Consider the following 15,640-nt stretch of genomic DNA (forward strand, 5'->3'; position numbering starts at 1 on the left):
TTATCCTTTCGTAATTATAAGAGCTCTTAAAATATCAACTCCGGTTTTGAGTTGATTATCTTTGTTTAACATTTCTGGCGTAATTATATCTTTTTTATCTTTTTCTTTAGCTTTGTCGGCAGATTTTTTTCCATCAACTTTTTGTAGCTCTTGTTCAAGGTGCTTTTTGAGATCTGCTTCTTTGATCGCAAACTCATTTTTATGCGTTTTTAATTCACCCGGTAAGGCAGTAATATCAGGCGTTACACCAACTGCTTGAATAGTTCTTCCACTCGGCAGGTAATATCTTGCAATTGTTAATTTAATCGCCTCTTCATCTGTAATTGGAAGTACAACTTGTACACTCCCTTTTCCAAAAGTGTTTTCACCAACTAAAACGGCACGTTTATGATCTTGCAGGGCACCACTTACGATCTCACTTGCACTTGCACTTCCACCGTTAATAAGTACAACCATAGGAACTTTAGTTAAAGTTGAAGAGCGAGAAGCTTTATATACTTTATCCTCTCTTTTATCTCTCCCTTTTTGAGATACGATTTTCCCTTCATCTACAAAAATATCAACTAAACCTACAGCTTGATCTAAAAGTCCTCCCGGATCATTTCTAAGATCTAGCACGATCCCTTTTGTTGAGCCTTTTTTTGATTTGATTGCTTTTGTAACATCTTCGACTACTTTTTTATCAAAACTAGAAACTCTGATATATAAAATATCATCACCGACAGTTTTTGAATGAACTGAATCTATAGTGATTTTTCCTCTAACGATATGAACAGGGATTGGTTCAAGCTCCCCTTTTCTAACGATCGTAATATCGATTGGGTCTCCAACTTTTCCACGCATTAAAGATACTGCTTCATCAATTGTCATACCAAGCGTTGATTGTTCGTTAATCTTTAAAATAATATCACCAGCTTTGAGACCAGCTTTATCTGCCGGAGTATCGTCAATAGGTGCTATAACCGTTAATGCACCGTCTTTCATCCCTACCGTAATACCTAATCCTCCAAATTCACCGTCAGTCTGTACTTTTAAGCGTTTATAGTCTTTTTGTGTCAAGTAATTTGAATGTGCATCCAGGTTTTTCATCATCCCGTCAAGCGATTTATCGATTAACTCTTCGATTGTTACATCATCAACGTTATATTGCTCTACTATTGAGATAACTTTTGTAAATTTAGCGAGTGCTTCGAGTCGCGATGTTTCAGCATCTTTTTTTGTAGCTTCTGCAAAAAGTGAGCTTGAGAGCAAAAGCGATAATGAAATAGCTACAGAGCTAAATCCGAGGGTAAAAAGTTTTTTGTTTTTCATGATGATTGCCTAATCTTTATATACTTGATTTTGAAAGTGGATATTATACCAACTCTTATTAAATGGTAGTTTAAAAAAAATTATATATAATGTCGAAAGAAAATAGCTGTAGCTGTATTAAAGGTGAATTTTACAAGAATGAAAAATATTGTACTTATTGGTTTTATGGGAGTGGGTAAAGGGAGCGTAGCTCGTGAAGTTATTAAACACTCTGACTATATAGCTATGGATACTGATGATCTTATCGAGAGTATGGAAAACAGAAAAATTAAAACAATTTTTGAAATCGAGGGTGAAGAGTATTTTAGAAAAATAGAAAAAAAAGTTGCTAAATGGTTAGAGGAGAGTGTAAAAAATACACTTATCTCTACAGGCGGCGGGTTTTATAAACAAAAAAACATCAAAAAAATAGGTACAATTGTTTTATTGGATTCCCCTTTTGATGAAATTATAAAGCGAATAAAAGAACATCCAAAAGCAGAGAAAAAATTTAAAAAAAGACCTTTACTGCAAGATCTTGAAAAAGCTAAAGAGCTGTACGATTTACGTCGTCCAGAGTATTTAAAAGTAGCTGACGTAGTTGTAGATGTTACAAATAAATCGGCACATGATTGTGCAAAAGAGTTATTGAAAAAGGTGAAAAAGTTATGAAAAAGTTATTAATTATTATGATGCTTTTAAGCGGATCTCTTTTTGCAAATGAGATTCACTGGGCAAAAGATTTTACAAGCGGTATAAAAACAGCAAAAAAAGAGAATAAACCGGTTTTATTTGTTTTTTCAAGACACTCATGTAAATATTGTGTAATTCTAGAGAAAACAACTTTCTCTAATAACCAGGTGATTGATACTTTAAATAAAGATTTTGTTTCTATTATTGCATATAGTGATGAAGGGGACAGATTCCCTCAAGAGTTATGGAGACCGGGTACTCCGACACTATGGTTCTTAGATGAAAATGGACAACCAATGTATCAACCTTTAATGGGTGCAGTTGGTGAAGAGTACTTTATAGAAGCATTAAAAGTTGTAAAAAAAGCATTTGACACAAAAAAATAAGGCAAAATAAAATGATGTTTATAAATTCAAAAGATGGTAATTTTGAGGCTAATTTCCAAGAGCTTTTAGGGCGTGGAAAAATGGATATTGCGACAGTTAGCAATATAGTAATGAATATAATCAATGAGATCAGAACAGATAAAAACAAAGCTTTAAAAGAACATATTAGCAAGTTTGACAAATGGACACCCAACAGTGATGAAGATTTACAAATCTCTACAGAGTCTATGGCTAAAGCGTATGAAAATTTAGATAAAAAATTAAAAGATGCGCTCCATTTGGCATATGACAGAATTAAAGCTTATCACCAGAAACAAAAACCAAAATCTTGGTTTGACGATGAAGCAAACGGTACGATCCTTGGTCAAAAAGTAACGCCTGTTGATAGTGCAGGACTTTATATCCCAGGTGGTAAAGCTGCTTACCCTTCTTCATTACTTATGAACGTAATTCCTGCTCAGGTTGCGGGTGTTGAAGAGATAATCGTATGTACACCGACACCAGATAATGAACCAAATGAACTGCTTTTAGCTGCATGTCATTTATGTGGTGTAACAAAAGTGTTTAAAGTTGGAGGGGCGAGTGCAATTGCAGCTATGGCTTACGGTACTGAAAATATCCCTAAGGTTGATGTTATTACGGGACCAGGTAATATCTTTGTAGCAACTGCTAAAAAGATGGTTTTCGGAGATGTACACATCGATATGATCGCAGGACCGAGTGAGATCGGAATTCTTGCAGATGAGAGTGCAAATCCTAACCATATGGCAATTGACCTTTTATCTCAAGCAGAACATGATGAGATGGCAAGCTCGATTTTAATTACTCCGTCTCAAAAATTAGCTGATGAAGTAAAAGTTGAAATTGAAAACTGGTTACAAAAACTTCCTCGTCAAGAGATCGCAAGAAAATCTATTGAAGAGCGTGGAGCGATTATAGTAACATCTGATATGGATGAAGCGATAGAGCTTATGAACCAAATAGCACCTGAACACTTAGAAGTTGCAACGACATCACCATTTGAACTGTTACCATTTATTAAACATGCAGGGGCAATTTTCTTAGGACACAATACTCCTGAAGCTATCGGAGATTATGTTGCGGGACCTAATCATACCTTACCGACAGGTGGAACAGCGAAATTTTACTCGCCGCTTGGTGTAGAAAATTTTATGAAAAAATCTTCTATTATCTCATTTAGTTCAAAAGCTATCAATGAGATTGGAGAAGAGTGTGCATTGATCGCAAACACTGAAGGGTTAACTGCGCATGAACAATCAGTAAGAGTTAGATTAAAATAGGAAAAGAGATTTGCCAAAATTTACATCATTATCATTAAGTCAAGCCCAAGAAAAGGTTATAGAGGTAATTACACCTAAAACAGAATCGTTATTTATTCCAACTATGGAATCTGAACAATCGATCTTGGCTGATGATATATATGTAAAGAAAAATCTTCCCTCTTTTGATAATTCTGCAATGGATGGATTCGCATTTATGCATTCAGATAAGGGAAAAAAACTCAAAATAGTATCTACTGTTTTTGCCGGAGAGGCACATGAGTGTAAAATAAAAGAGGGGGAGTGCTGTAAGATTATGACGGGAGCTAAAGTTCCCGAAGGGATTGATACAATAGCTCCCATTGAAAACTGCAGTGCTGTTACGGAAGAGAGTGTTATAGTTCCTGAAAATATTAACTTAGGTGATAACTTAAGAAAAAAAGGGGAAGAACTCGAAGCTGGAGAGATTTTATTTAATAAGGGTGAAATCGTAACAGCTGCACATATAGCTCTATTAGCCTCTCAAGGGATAACGACTATAGAAGTTGTAGCCCCTTTAAACATTGCAATCGTATCAACGGGTGATGAACTCAAGGAACCTTGGGAGAGTGCAAGTGAAGATGAGATCTATAATGCGAACGCTTTTGGTATTAAATCTCTTTTACAGCAGTTTGGATTTGAAGCCTCTTATATTGGTTCTATTCCTGATGATTTAGAGAAAACTATCGACTTCCTATCTACACTAAAGTCTTACGATGTTGTGATCACAACAGGTGGAATCAGTATGGGGGATGCAGACTTTTTATATCAGGCATATGTAGCTAACGGGTTAGAGTCTATCTTTCATGGTGTAAATGTAAAACCTGGTCGTCCAACTATGATGGGTAAAATGGGAACAACTTTAGTGATGGCTATGCCTGGAAATCCTTTAACAACTATGTTAAATGTATTTACACTTTCAATTCCGGCACTTTTTAAAAAGCAGGGTGCTACTAATTGTTACCATACTCCACTCTATGCTAAGAGTGCTAAGGACCTAAAACTTAGAAGCGGTAGGGATAACATGGTCCTTGGATCTTTAGAAAACGGTGTTTTCACGCCTACAAGAGATAATAAAATAGGTTCTGGAATGTTGTCACCTTTAGTAGAAAGTAATGCAATAGCATATTTTGCTGATAATGTTGAAGAATTGAAACAAGATCAATTTATCAAGGTCGTTTTATTAGAAGATATAACTCGAGCTTATAAAATAAATTCTATAAACTTTTAATAGTTTTATTTAGAAAAATTATTTAAGTTTAAAATTACCCACTTCCAAATATATCTCAAAAAAATCACATAAATTTATTTTTTATTTAAGGTTACTTAGTTACTATATTTACAGTAAAAAGAGCCCCTATACCCGTATATAAGGGCTTCTTTTAATCTTAATTAGTCTTGGTTATAAATATTAAACTAGCCGTATTTGGTCAAAGGAGAATATATGCAATTAGGTTTCCTAGTTGATTTGCATCTATGTATGGGATGTAAAGGTTGTGAGATCGCATGTAAAGTGGAAAATGAGGTTCCACTAAGTACATGGAGATTACGTGTTAAATACGTAGACGTGGGGACTTTCCCAGAAACTAAAAGAACATTTACACCTCTAAGATGTAATCACTGTGAAAATGCTCCATGTGAGAGAATTTGTCCAGTAAGCGCATTACATTATTTAGAAAACGGAATTGTTAACATCGATAAAGAAAGATGTATCGGTTGTGCTGGTTGTGTTATGGCTTGTCCATATGGTGCGATCTATATCGATCCACAAACTCAAACAGCTGATAAGTGTACTTATTGTGCGCACCGTATTGCTTCATCTATGATGCCAGCGTGTGTTGTTGCATGTCCAGTTCAAGCAAATATTTTTGGTGATTTAGATGATCCTACATCAAATATCTCTAAATATATTCAAACTCACCAAGGTGATGTACAAGTTCGTAAACCTGAAAAAGGTACTAACCCTCATCATTACTATACTGGTGGTGGAAACGTTACTCTTAACCCACTTGCTTCAAGAAGAGAAGAGGGACATAACTTATTTAACGATATTACTAAACTTCCACTAGGAGGGCATCACTAATGGTACATGAAACATTAGCAGCTACAAATGCTGTAGTAACTTTGGACGTAGCTTTACCGGATATCTTTTGGGGTTGGTATGTTACTATGAATATGTGGGCGAAAAGTATTGGTACTGGTTTAATCTTTATGCTTTTCCTATTAATGAAGAAAAATGCAAGTGAGATGGAAGGTTTAAGAACTTCTACACTTATCGTATCGTTCGTATTTATGAACATCTTCTTACTGTTTACTTGGTTAGACCTTCACCAAATGTGGAGAATGTGGCATATTTTCTTTTATCCACACTGGACTTCTGCAATTACAGTTGGTGCATGGATGGCTACACTATTTGTTGGTTTAGAGTTCTTAATGATCGTTGTTATGTTACTAAGAAACAATACTGCAGCATTTGATAAATTATTATTCTGGGTAACTTTACTTGCTATCCCTGTTACACTTTATACTGCGGGTATTATGGCAGAAGCTACTGCTCGTGAACTATGGCAAATGCCGACGGAATCTGCACAAATGATTTTAGCAGCTACACTATCTGGTTCTGCAGCTATGATCTTAATCGGTGGTTCTAAATTAAGTGATGAAACAAGAACATTCTTTGGTTCAGTACTTGGTTTAAGTGCATTAATGGCATTTATCATCTATATGTCAGAGTATATCTTCGGTGCAATGAAAGCTGAAGAGGTTGCTGCGATCTTAGAATATGTAAAAGGTCACGGTGAATATGCAACTATGTTCTGGATTGGACAATGGGTAGCATATATCTTACCAATGTTACTTGTAGCATTAAGTAGAGTGAAAAACTCAACTGCTATGTTAAATTTAGCAGCAATTTTAGCAATCGCTGGTTTATGGGTTGTTAAACACGTTTGGTTAGTAATACCACAATTATTACCGTTAAGTTAGAAAGAGGATTATAAATGTATTTAGAAAGTAGAAGAACATTTTTAAAAGGTGCTGCATTTACAGTTGCTGGTGCTGCTATTGCAAAGGGTGTTTTTACAACTGATGCTATCGCTGAATCTGTTGAAGAGAGCAAATTTACTAATACTCCAGATTCATTATCATTCTATCCTCCAATGGAAGAGTGGTCTGATTTTAAAGAGTTAGATGGTGACGACTGGAAACGTGGTGGTATTGACCGTCACGGTGTAAGAAGTGAATCAAACCCGGACGGTATTGAAGTTAATGATTATACAATCGTACCAACTGCATGTTCAAACTGTGAGGCTTCTTGTGGTTTAACTGCATGGATCGATAAAAAATCATTCACAGTTAAAAAATATATGGGTAACCCATTACACCCAGGTTCTCGTGGTAGAAACTGTGCAAAAGGTTACGCTACACAATCTCAAATGTACGATCCGGATCGTATAGCATTCCCATTAAAGCGTGCTCCAGGTTCTGCTCGTGGTGAAGGTAAATGGATCCGTACTACATGGGATGAAGCTATGACTACTATCGGTAAGAAGATGGGAGATACATTAGCTAAAGGTGACGAATTATCTAAAAAATCTGTAATGTTCCACGTTGGTCGTCCAAATGAGAACGGATTTACTGGTAAAGTATGGCATACACTTGGTTGTGATGCATTTAACTCACATACAAACATCTGTTCATCAGGTGGACGTACACCAACAATTCAATGGGCAAATGACGATAGAACATCTCCGGATTGGGCTAACGCTAAGTTAATTTTCCTTAACTCTTCTCACGCTGCTGATGCTGGTCACTATTTCCAACAGTCAGCTTCATTTATTGCTGATGCAAGAGCTAAAGGTGCAAAACTTGTAGTTATGGATCCACGTATGTCTAACTCTGCTGGTATGGCAGATCTTTGGATTGCTGCATGGCCTGGTACTGAGCCTTTAATCTATCTATACTTAACGCAGAGAATCCTTAACGAAGGTAAAGTAAACCGTGAATTCGTTAAAAAATGGATGAACTGGGAAGTATTCCTAGATAACAAAAAATACTTAGAGTATATGGTAGAAAAAGGGTATATCTCTAAAGTACCTACGAAAAATGATTTCGATGCATTCTTAGATACTATTAAAGAGCTTTATACACCATATACATTAGAGCACGTTTCAAAAGAAACTCACGTTCCTGCATATAAACTAGAAAAACTATATGAGATGTTTATCTGGGCTGGTACTTCAATCTCTTCTTACTTCTGGCGTGCAACTGCTGCTGGTAACCGTGGTGGTTGGATGAGTGGTAGAACAGGTTATTTACCAATCGCTCTTCGTGGTGCTATCGGTCCTGAGGGTGGTACATTCTTCCACCACTGGCACGTTATTTCTGTTGCTGGTAAAGGTGGAGCTGCTACAGTTGGTCAAGGTAAACGTGGTGCTAACGTACCTAAAGTTGATGTTTATAACGAACTGACTTGGCCGCCGGAATGGCCATTATCAACTTACGAGTTATCATTCTTACTACCACACCTCCTAACGGATACAGAGTGGCAAAAGAAATGGCAAGCTAAAGGACTTAATGTTCCAACTAAGCTTTCTGTATGGATCCCTCGTATGTATAACCCGGTATGGATTAACCCGGATGGTTTCAGATGGTTAGAAGTTCTTAAAGATGAAAAGAAAATGGAGCTTACTTTCAACCTTTCACCAACTTGGTCTGAGACAAACTGGCATGTTGACTACATCTTACCAGTTGGTTTAGCTGGTGAGCGTCACGATCAACACTCTGAAGCTACAATGCCTGCGCGTTGGACTTCATTCCGTCAGCCGGTTATGAGAGTTGCATTAGAAAAAGCTGGTTGGAAACCTAACAACCCTAACCGTGCTACACTTGAAGCACACATTAAAGCTGGTCTTGGTGAAGTTTGGGAAGAGAATGAATTCTGGTTCGATATGTGTGTTAACTACATCGATCCAACTGGTAAACTTGGTATCAAGAAAATGTGGGAATCTAAAAAGAACCCTGGTAAACCAGTTACAATTGCTGAGTGGTATGATGCAGCATTTGGTGATAACTTACCAAATCTTAAAGCAACAGCTACATCTGATGCAAGATACAAAGATGCTGAATACCCAGTTTATGAGTATATGAGAGATCACGGTGCTTGGATGGAAGAGAGTAAAATCTACTCTGCACAAGAGCGTGAGATCAAAGAAGAGGGTAACAACTATATCGCTCACGGTAAAAAATATAACAAACATCACGTACACACTGATAAACGTACAGGTGTTATGTCTGTTGAGCATGATGGTAAAAAACACTCTATCGGTATCGAAATTGACGGTAAGAAAATGGAAGGTTTCGCAACAATGGATAAGAAACTTGACTTCTTCTGTGAGTGGTTAGCTGACGATTGGAAATGGCCGGAATATGCGATTCCATTCTATCCGAGAACACCGGAAGAGAAAAAAAGAATGGAACACATCGTATCTCATGTAGACCATACTTATATGACTGAAGAGAACTCGTATGCGTTAAATACTGTATTCCGTTTACCGTATAACATCCATACACGTTCTGCGAATTCTAAACACTTAATGGAGATCTCGCAAAACCACGATCCAATTTGGATCTCAACTAAAGATGCTAAGCGTCAAGGTTTCAAACGTGGTGATGCTATTCGTGTTAGAATCGTGGATTCTGTAACTGGTTTAGAGTCTGGTCACTTTGTAGCTATGGCAGTTCCAACTGAAGGTGTATTACCAGGTACTTTAGCTTGTTCACACCACGGTGGTAGATGGAAGCTTGTTAACTCTGTAAGTATCCCTAACGGTGTTACTGATGGTAAAGTAGCGTCTCAACCGGTAGCACGTAATATGAACGATCCTCAGTTCATGGCTGCTAAAGTTGAAAATGCAGGTTCTGAAGCTGGTCAAATTAAGATCGAAGATTATGATGGTACAAGTGGTATGAACAGCTTTGGTGTTCCAACTGCTGAACTTGTAATGGATGGAAAAATCGGTAAGTTAAAATATACTCAAGGTATTGTTCCATTCCATACAGAGCGTTTTGCTGATTATAACCGTGATAGCGGAAATATCTGGTGGGATGGTCTAAGTGGTTCTTGGCAAAATGCTGTAGCTGCTGCGCATCCGGATCCAATTTCTGGTATGCATTGTTGGCACCAAAAAGTTATTTTAGAACCTGCACAAGCTGGTGACAAAATAGGTGACATCTATGTTAACTATGAAAATAACTTCAAAATTTACCAAGGATGGAGAGACCAACTTACTCGTCCACTAAATGAAGATGACAAGTTACGTCGTCCACAACACATTAAGCGTCCATGGGTTCCACTATCGGATAAAGCTTATAAAGTAGAGATAAAAGCGTAAGGCTTTTATCCTACAATCTTTCTTACTTTAAAAAATCTACCCACCACATTCTTAAAAACAATCCAAATGTACTTGTATAACCAACTTCGCTAAAAACTAGGTTTTGATTTTTATCATAGATAAAAGTTGTCGGATAAGCTTGAATTTTAAATATTTTAGAAAGCTCTGAGTTTGTATCGTTAACTACTTCAAAATCTAAATCTCTCTCTTTAAGATAGGAATGAATTTCATAGTCACTTCCCGAATTTACTGCAATAGTAACAACATTATAGTATTTAGATAGTAGCTCAATATTTGAAGCTTCAAGTTTACATGTAGGACACCAGGTAGCCCAAAAGTGGATTATAAAAGGTTTTGAACTATCAATATTATAGTTTGAATTATCTATTAGTTTAAAACTCTTTATTTGCAGAGGTTCTTGATTTAATTCCTGACTTTTATACAAGCTTAGTATATTTGCAATGATACTCATAAACAAAATGACAAACAGGAACTCTTTTGCGTAGTGGAAAATTTTCTTTTTGAACATATATTCTCTTTTTAATTAATTTAATATAATTGTAATGATAAAAAGTTACAATTTTATTGAAATTAAGATTAGATAGAAGGAAAATTGATATGTTGAAAAATATAATTTTAGCTGTATTTTTAATAGGATTTGTAGGTTGTAGTCAAAAATCTGAAATGCCGCATCACACTCATGCAAAACCAAAGGTAATGTTTCAAACAGTAAGTGAAAAAGATGCGATCCTTGTACAAGAGGGAAAAGAGAAATACCATTGTCATTTATGTGGAATGAACCTTGTTAAGTTTTATAAAACAGGTTACATTGCAGAGGATGAAAGCCGTAAATACCAATATTGTTCAATCCACTGTTTAGCTGACCATTTAAATCAAGGTGTAGAGTTAAAAAATCCAAAAGTTATTAATGTAACTACTCTAAAACCTATCCCAGTTCTTGAAGCTTACTATGTTGTAGGGAGTAAAGTAAGAGGGACTATGAGTCGTGTAAGTAAATATGGTTTTGGAACTTTAGAAGCGGCAAAACAATTTCAGAAAAAACATGGTGGAGATATCATGGACTTTAACGGTGCTTTAAAAGAGGCACAAAAAGATTTTCAATAAAAGGTTTTAGATGGGTTTTTTACCAGAATATGGAGAAAAAGTTCCAGGGTATGATGTAAGAGTACTTAATGAACGTGAAGCAAGAGCTGCTGCAGCGATCTTATTTGTAGGCGCATTTATTGGGCTTACAAATGGTGTAATGTTACAAACTGCAGTATTTTCAAAGTATTTCATCTCTTTTTTTACTTTAGATTTTTTAATTAGGATATTAAACCCTAGATATGCACCAAGTTTAATACTTGGTCGTTTTTTTGTACAAAATCAAACACCTGAATATGTAGGTGCCATGCAAAAAAGATTTGCTTGGGGGCTTGGATTTATCATTGCTGTTCCAATGTTTTACTATCTGGTAATCAGTTTTGAACCTAATCCTTTAAAGGTACTAGTGTGTTTAATCTGTATGTTCCTGCTTTTTTTTGAATCAGCTTTTTCGATCTGTATAGGGTGTAAAATGTTTAATCTGTTTATGAAAGAGAAAGCTACACACTGTCCGGGCGGTGTATGTGAGATAAGAGTAAAAGATGATGTACAAAAGTTTAACCCTCTACAAAAGATTATTCTAATTTTTACTACTATTGCAGTTATTTGGGGTACATACGCATATTTTACTGAATTAAAAGATCGTACTATTTTTGTAAAAAAGATGAAAGAGCTTTTTATGTCGGATGAAGCATTAGAGCAGATGCAATATGAACAAGATATGGCAGAGTTCGAAGAGGAAGAATTTTAAAAAGACCACCACTCCCTTTTAGGGAGTGATAACTACTAATTGATACCAATATGATTGGATCAACCCCCTTTATCATCAAGTCGTAAATTAACTTTCACCATTTTTAAAAATTCTATGTTTGGGTTCACCTTAGGATTATGGGCACTAAATAGAGCAACTTCAGCATAAACATGGTTCATGACAGATCCTTAGTATTGATTTTTACAAAAGTAAAACAATATATTATAAGCAAAATGTGTTCACAAAATTGCTTATTTATATAGCAATATCTAAATTTGAAGTATTTTCTTGTTCTTGAGGGGATCTGTTTTCGCCGTAACTCTCTTTGGCATTTAGTTTATCTTGCATCTCTTTAATAAGTTCTTGTTGTGCTTGCATCTCAACCATTCGTGCAGAAGATGCTACAGAGTAGTCTTGAGGACTTGGATTTGCAGGTGCCATTGCAGCTGCTACCACTTGTCTGGCATTTGTAATCGTTTCTTGCGGAGTAGACCCCTCTTTAAAAGAGATTGGAACTTCACCACCTATAGCATACATTTTGCCATCAGGTCCTTTTTGATATGAAAAGGATGCTGAACCTGCAAGTCCACCGCCGGCAGCTTTATGTGCAGATTCATGTGCACGTACTTCAGTATCTCTTGCTTGGAGCTTGTTAACTTGTTGTTGCTCTGAAGGTTCTAGCTTCTGTTGTGTGTTTGATGATTGTGAGTCTTTTTGCGTAGATGATTCTTTATTTTCCTCTTTATTTGTACCTTGAGGTTGCTGATAAACATTTGTACCAATTGAATAAGAGTTATTTGAACCTATCTGCATAATAAAAATTGTAACACGCTCTCTTTTAAAATAGACTTTGATATTATATTAGTATATTTTATCAAAGGGGTTTCCTATCTGTTTTGTATTCTCAATTATAGCTATAGTACTCACACTTGTATTTATTTCAGAAGAACTTATTGTACAAGCAGTATTTAGTGGAATTGTCGCATCTGTACTTTTTAGTATATTTTTGACTCGGGTTTATAAAAATAGGAAGTGTATATTTGGAGATAAAAACGATTGCCATAAAGACAATCGTTTTAAAATTAAAAAGAAAGATTAATATTATTCGATCTCAGCATCGATAACATCGTCATCGTCTTTTTTCTTAGAAGCATCAGCACCACCTTGTGCACCTTCTTGCTCTTGTTTATACATTTGCTCAGCCATTTTATGAGAAGCTTCTGCAAGTGCTTTAACTTTCTCTTCGATTTGCTCTTTAGTAGCGCTTTCATCTTTTAGAGTCTCTTTAAGAGCATCGATAGCAGCTACGATTTTAGCTTTTTCATCAGCTTCAAGTTTGTCACCCATCTCTTCCATAGTTTTTTCAGTTTGAGCGATTAAAGCGTCAGCTTGGTTTTTAGTGTCTACTAACTCTTTTCTTTTTGAGTCTTCAGCTTTGTGAGCTTCAGCATCTTGAACCATTTTTTCGATCTCTTCTTCACTTAATCCAGATGAACCAGAGATTGTGATTGATTGAGATTTACCAGTACCTTTATCAGTTGAACTAACAGTTAAGATACCATTTGCATCGATATCGAATGTTACTTCAATTTGTGGTACACCACGAGGTGCTGCCGGGATATCACCAAGTTCGAATAAACCTAAAGATTTATTGTCTTTAGCGAACTCACGCTCACCTTGAACTACATTAATAGATACTGCCGGTTGGTTGTCCTCTGCAGTTGAGAAAACTTGAGATTTCTTAACTGGAATAGTTGTACCTTTTTCAATAACTTTAGTAGCAACACCACCAAGCGTTTCAATACCAAGAGATAATGGAGTAACGTCTAGTAAAAGAACATCTTTAACGTCTCCTCTTAAAACACCACCTTGGATAGCAGCACCAGCAGCAACAACTTCATCTGGGTTTACACCTTTGTTAAGGTCTTTACCACCGAAGTATTCACTTACTTTTTGTTGTGCTAAAGGTACACGAGTAGAACCACCAACCATGATGATCTCTTTGATCTCACCTTTATCTAAATCAGCATCTTTCATAGCTGTTGTGATGTGATCCATTGTCTCTTTAACAAGAACGTCAATCATACCTTCAAATTTAGCACGAGTCAGTTTTACAACTAAGTGTTGTGGACCAGCTTCAGTCATAGTGATGAATGGTAAGTTGATCTCAGTCTCAGTAGCTGAAGATAACTCTTTTTTAGCATTTTCAGCAGCATCTTTTAGACGTTGTAATGCCATTTTATCATTTTTAAGATCGATACCGTGAGAGTTTTTGAACTCATCGTTTAAGAAGTCAACGATCTTGTTATCGAAGTCATCACCACCAAGGAATGCATTACCGTCAGTTGAAAGAACTTCGAAAGTACCATCAGAGATTTCAAGTGTTGTAACGTCGAATGTACCACCACCAAGGTCGTAAACTAAAACGTTCTCATCGTTTTTGCTGTCAAGCCCGTATGCAAGTGCAGAAGCTGTCGGCTCATTGATGATACGTAAAACGTTAAGACCAGCAATAGTACCAGCATCTTTAGTAGCTTTTCTTTGTGCATCATTGAAGTAAGCTGGAACTGTAATAACAGCATCTGTAACTTTTTCACCTAAGTAAGCTTCAGCATCCTCTTTTAGTTTAGTAAGGATTTTAGCTGAGATCTCTTGAGGAGTATAAACTTTTCCAGCAACATCAACAGCAGCCATACCATCTTTGTCTACGATTTTATAAGTAACTTTGTCATGCGCTTTTTTAGCATTTTCTTCGTTCATCATAAGACCCATAATTCTCTTAACAGAAGAGATAGTTTTTTCAGGGTTTGTAATCGCTTGACGTTTTGCAGGATCACCTACTAATACTTCACCTTTATCTGTGAATGCTACAACTGAAGGAGTTGTGTTTTTCCCTTCTGCATTTGGGATAACTTTTGCTTCACCACCTTCGTAAACTGCAACACAAGAGTTTGTTGTACCTAAATCTATACCAATAACTTTACTCATTTTTTTTCCTTTTTATTTATTTTCTTAATTTATTAAAACTATTTATTTTTTAACCGTTGTAATTGTACGATCTTTAAAAAATATGTTTTGCAACTTTTGTTGCATAAGTGAAATTAATTCGCCACTACCACCATTGCTTCACGTAATGGACGCTCTTTATATTTGTAACCTGTTTGGAAAGTTTGAACAATTTGTCCACTTTCAACTTCATCGCTATCTGTACTTTGGATAGCATTGTGAATATTCGGATCAAACGGTTCATCATGAGATACCATTGTTACACCGTGCTTTTCTAGGGATGTTAAAAATTGCTTGTGTGTTAATTCAATTCCCTCTTTTAGTTTATCAAAAAGTTCTGCCTTATCACCATCAGTAGCAACTGATTTTAAAGCACCCTCTAATGAGTCTATAACAGGAATGATATCTTTTGCAAATTTTTCGTTTGCATATTCTACAGCTGTATATTTTTCACGTTCAAGTCTTTTTTTGATATTCTCAAAATCTGCATGAACACGTGCATATTTATCTTTTAATGTTGTTAATTCATTTTGTAAAAGATCTAGTTCATTATCAACAGCTTGGGCATCAGCCTCTGCTTCTTCGTTTAATTCTTCTAGAGTCTCTTCTAGTTCTTCATTTTGTGTATCTTTTTTTTCTTCAGACATAGTTGTTTATATTCTCCTTTACTAAAGATGACATTATTATACATATTGAGTG

14 protein-coding genes are annotated in these 15,640 nt (G+C 35.9%); 9 read left to right on the forward strand and 5 right to left on the reverse strand.

The genetic code is table 11. The annotated features are described in order from the left end of the window. Window positions 1-1,311 (reverse strand): S41 family peptidase, encoded by a 1,311-nt coding sequence (locus FJR03_RS02555; RefSeq protein WP_193114102.1) that lies wholly within the window; start codon window positions 1,309-1,311, stop codon window positions 1-3. A 138-nt stretch (window positions 1,312-1,449) separates the two neighbouring features. Between FJR03_RS02555 and FJR03_RS02560 the strand changes: the two genes are divergently transcribed. The 7 genes from FJR03_RS02560 (at window position 1,450) to FJR03_RS02590 (ending at window position 10,080) form a co-directional block, all read left to right on the forward strand. Next, window positions 1,450-1,962 (forward strand): shikimate kinase, encoded by a 513-nt coding sequence (locus tag FJR03_RS02560; RefSeq protein WP_193114103.1) that lies wholly within the window; start codon window positions 1,450-1,452, stop codon window positions 1,960-1,962. Continuing rightward, window positions 1,959-2,369 carry a thioredoxin family protein gene (locus tag FJR03_RS02565; RefSeq protein ID WP_193114104.1) on the forward strand — a complete coding sequence of 137 codons (411 nt, stop codon included), beginning with the start codon at window positions 1,959-1,961 and terminating at the stop codon, window positions 2,367-2,369. The genes FJR03_RS02560 and FJR03_RS02565 overlap by 4 nt, the downstream gene beginning before the upstream one ends. 11 nt (window positions 2,370-2,380) lie before the next feature. Continuing rightward, entirely contained in the window at window positions 2,381-3,670 is a 1,290-nt protein-coding gene (gene hisD, locus FJR03_RS02570; protein ID WP_193114105.1) for a histidinol dehydrogenase, read from the forward strand. 10 nt (window positions 3,671-3,680) lie between these two features. Continuing rightward, the gene (locus FJR03_RS02575; RefSeq protein ID WP_226962158.1) at window positions 3,681-4,919 is read left to right on the forward strand and encodes a molybdopterin molybdotransferase MoeA; all 1,239 of its coding nucleotides are present in this window, start codon (window positions 3,681-3,683) and stop codon (window positions 4,917-4,919) included. Between the two features lie 213 nt (window positions 4,920-5,132). Beyond that, window positions 5,133-5,771: a 4Fe-4S dicluster domain-containing protein gene (locus tag FJR03_RS02580; protein ID WP_193114106.1), complete on the forward strand. Its 639-nt coding sequence runs from the start codon at window positions 5,133-5,135 to the stop codon at window positions 5,769-5,771. Further along, window positions 5,771-6,673 carry an NrfD/PsrC family molybdoenzyme membrane anchor subunit gene (gene nrfD, locus FJR03_RS02585; RefSeq protein ID WP_193114107.1) on the forward strand — a complete coding sequence of 301 codons (903 nt, stop codon included), beginning with the start codon at window positions 5,771-5,773 and terminating at the stop codon, window positions 6,671-6,673. Before FJR03_RS02580 ends, nrfD begins: the two co-directional genes overlap by 1 nt. Before the next feature lie 14 nt (window positions 6,674-6,687). Next, a complete protein-coding gene (locus FJR03_RS02590) occupies window positions 6,688-10,080 on the forward strand; it encodes a molybdopterin-dependent oxidoreductase (protein ID WP_193114108.1) in 3,393 nt (1,130 codons plus the stop codon). A 22-nt stretch (window positions 10,081-10,102) separates the two neighbouring features. Here FJR03_RS02590 and FJR03_RS02595 read toward each other — a convergent pair whose 3' ends face one another. Next, window positions 10,103-10,609 carry a redoxin domain-containing protein gene (locus FJR03_RS02595; RefSeq protein WP_193114109.1) on the reverse strand — a complete coding sequence of 169 codons (507 nt, stop codon included), beginning with the start codon at window positions 10,607-10,609 and terminating at the stop codon, window positions 10,103-10,105. An 89-nt stretch (window positions 10,610-10,698) separates the two neighbouring features. Between FJR03_RS02595 and FJR03_RS02600 the strand changes: the two genes are divergently transcribed. Together FJR03_RS02600 and FJR03_RS02605 are read left to right on the forward strand one after the other, a co-directional pair. After that, window positions 10,699-11,205 (forward strand): nitrous oxide reductase accessory protein NosL, encoded by a 507-nt coding sequence (locus tag FJR03_RS02600; protein ID WP_193114110.1) that lies wholly within the window; start codon window positions 10,699-10,701, stop codon window positions 11,203-11,205. Window positions 11,206-11,215: 10 nt separating this feature from the next. Beyond that, window positions 11,216-11,935, forward strand: a complete 720-nt coding sequence (locus FJR03_RS02605) for a DUF4395 domain-containing protein (protein WP_193114111.1) — start codon at window positions 11,216-11,218, stop codon at window positions 11,933-11,935. A gap of 255 nt (window positions 11,936-12,190) precedes the next feature. Here the strand turns inward: FJR03_RS02605 and FJR03_RS02610 are convergent, their stop codons facing one another. The 3 genes from FJR03_RS02610 to grpE form a co-directional block, all read right to left on the reverse strand. Beyond that, entirely contained in the window at window positions 12,191-12,748 is a 558-nt protein-coding gene (locus tag FJR03_RS02610) for a putative metalloprotease CJM1_0395 family protein (protein ID WP_193114112.1), read from the reverse strand. A gap of 288 nt (window positions 12,749-13,036) precedes the next feature. Further along, window positions 13,037-14,923, reverse strand: coding sequence for a molecular chaperone DnaK (dnaK, locus tag FJR03_RS02615; protein WP_193114113.1), 1,887 nt, complete (start codon window positions 14,921-14,923; stop codon window positions 13,037-13,039). A gap of 113 nt (window positions 14,924-15,036) precedes the next feature. Beyond that, window positions 15,037-15,588 carry a nucleotide exchange factor GrpE gene (grpE, locus tag FJR03_RS02620; protein WP_193114114.1) on the reverse strand — a complete coding sequence of 184 codons (552 nt, stop codon included), beginning with the start codon at window positions 15,586-15,588 and terminating at the stop codon, window positions 15,037-15,039. Window positions 15,589-15,640 lie beyond the last annotated feature (52 nt).

This window comes from Sulfurimonas marina, from assembly GCF_014905095.1.
In the GTDB taxonomy this organism is placed as follows: domain Bacteria; phylum Campylobacterota; class Campylobacteria; order Campylobacterales; family Sulfurimonadaceae; genus Sulfurimonas; species Sulfurimonas marina.

Bases quoted from the DNA above. Each gene is read 5' to 3' on its own strand.
- hisD (WP_193114105.1), top strand. From the start codon at position 2,381: ATGATGTTTATAAATTCAAAAGATGGTAATTTTGAGGCTAATTTCCAA.
- nrfD (WP_193114107.1), top strand. From the start codon at position 5,771: ATGGTACATGAAACATTAGCAGCTACAAATGCTGTAGTAACTTTGGAC.
- FJR03_RS02605 (WP_193114111.1), top strand. From the start codon at position 11,216: ATGGGTTTTTTACCAGAATATGGAGAAAAAGTTCCAGGGTATGATGTA.
- FJR03_RS02600 (WP_193114110.1), top strand. From the start codon at position 10,699: ATGTTGAAAAATATAATTTTAGCTGTATTTTTAATAGGATTTGTAGGT.
- grpE (WP_193114114.1), bottom strand. From the start codon at position 15,588: ATGTCTGAAGAAAAAAAAGATACACAAAATGAAGAACTAGAAGAGACT.
- dnaK (WP_193114113.1), bottom strand. From the start codon at position 14,923: ATGAGTAAAGTTATTGGTATAGATTTAGGTACAACAAACTCTTGTGTT.
- FJR03_RS02580 (WP_193114106.1), top strand. From the start codon at position 5,133: ATGCAATTAGGTTTCCTAGTTGATTTGCATCTATGTATGGGATGTAAA.
- FJR03_RS02590 (WP_193114108.1), top strand. From the start codon at position 6,688: ATGTATTTAGAAAGTAGAAGAACATTTTTAAAAGGTGCTGCATTTACA.
- FJR03_RS02560 (WP_193114103.1), top strand. From the start codon at position 1,450: ATGAAAAATATTGTACTTATTGGTTTTATGGGAGTGGGTAAAGGGAGC.
- FJR03_RS02610 (WP_193114112.1), bottom strand. From the start codon at position 12,748: ATGCAGATAGGTTCAAATAACTCTTATTCAATTGGTACAAATGTTTAT.
- FJR03_RS02565 (WP_193114104.1), top strand. From the start codon at position 1,959: ATGAAAAAGTTATTAATTATTATGATGCTTTTAAGCGGATCTCTTTTT.
- FJR03_RS02555 (WP_193114102.1), bottom strand. From the start codon at position 1,311: ATGAAAAACAAAAAACTTTTTACCCTCGGATTTAGCTCTGTAGCTATT.
- FJR03_RS02595 (WP_193114109.1), bottom strand. From the start codon at position 10,609: ATGTTCAAAAAGAAAATTTTCCACTACGCAAAAGAGTTCCTGTTTGTC.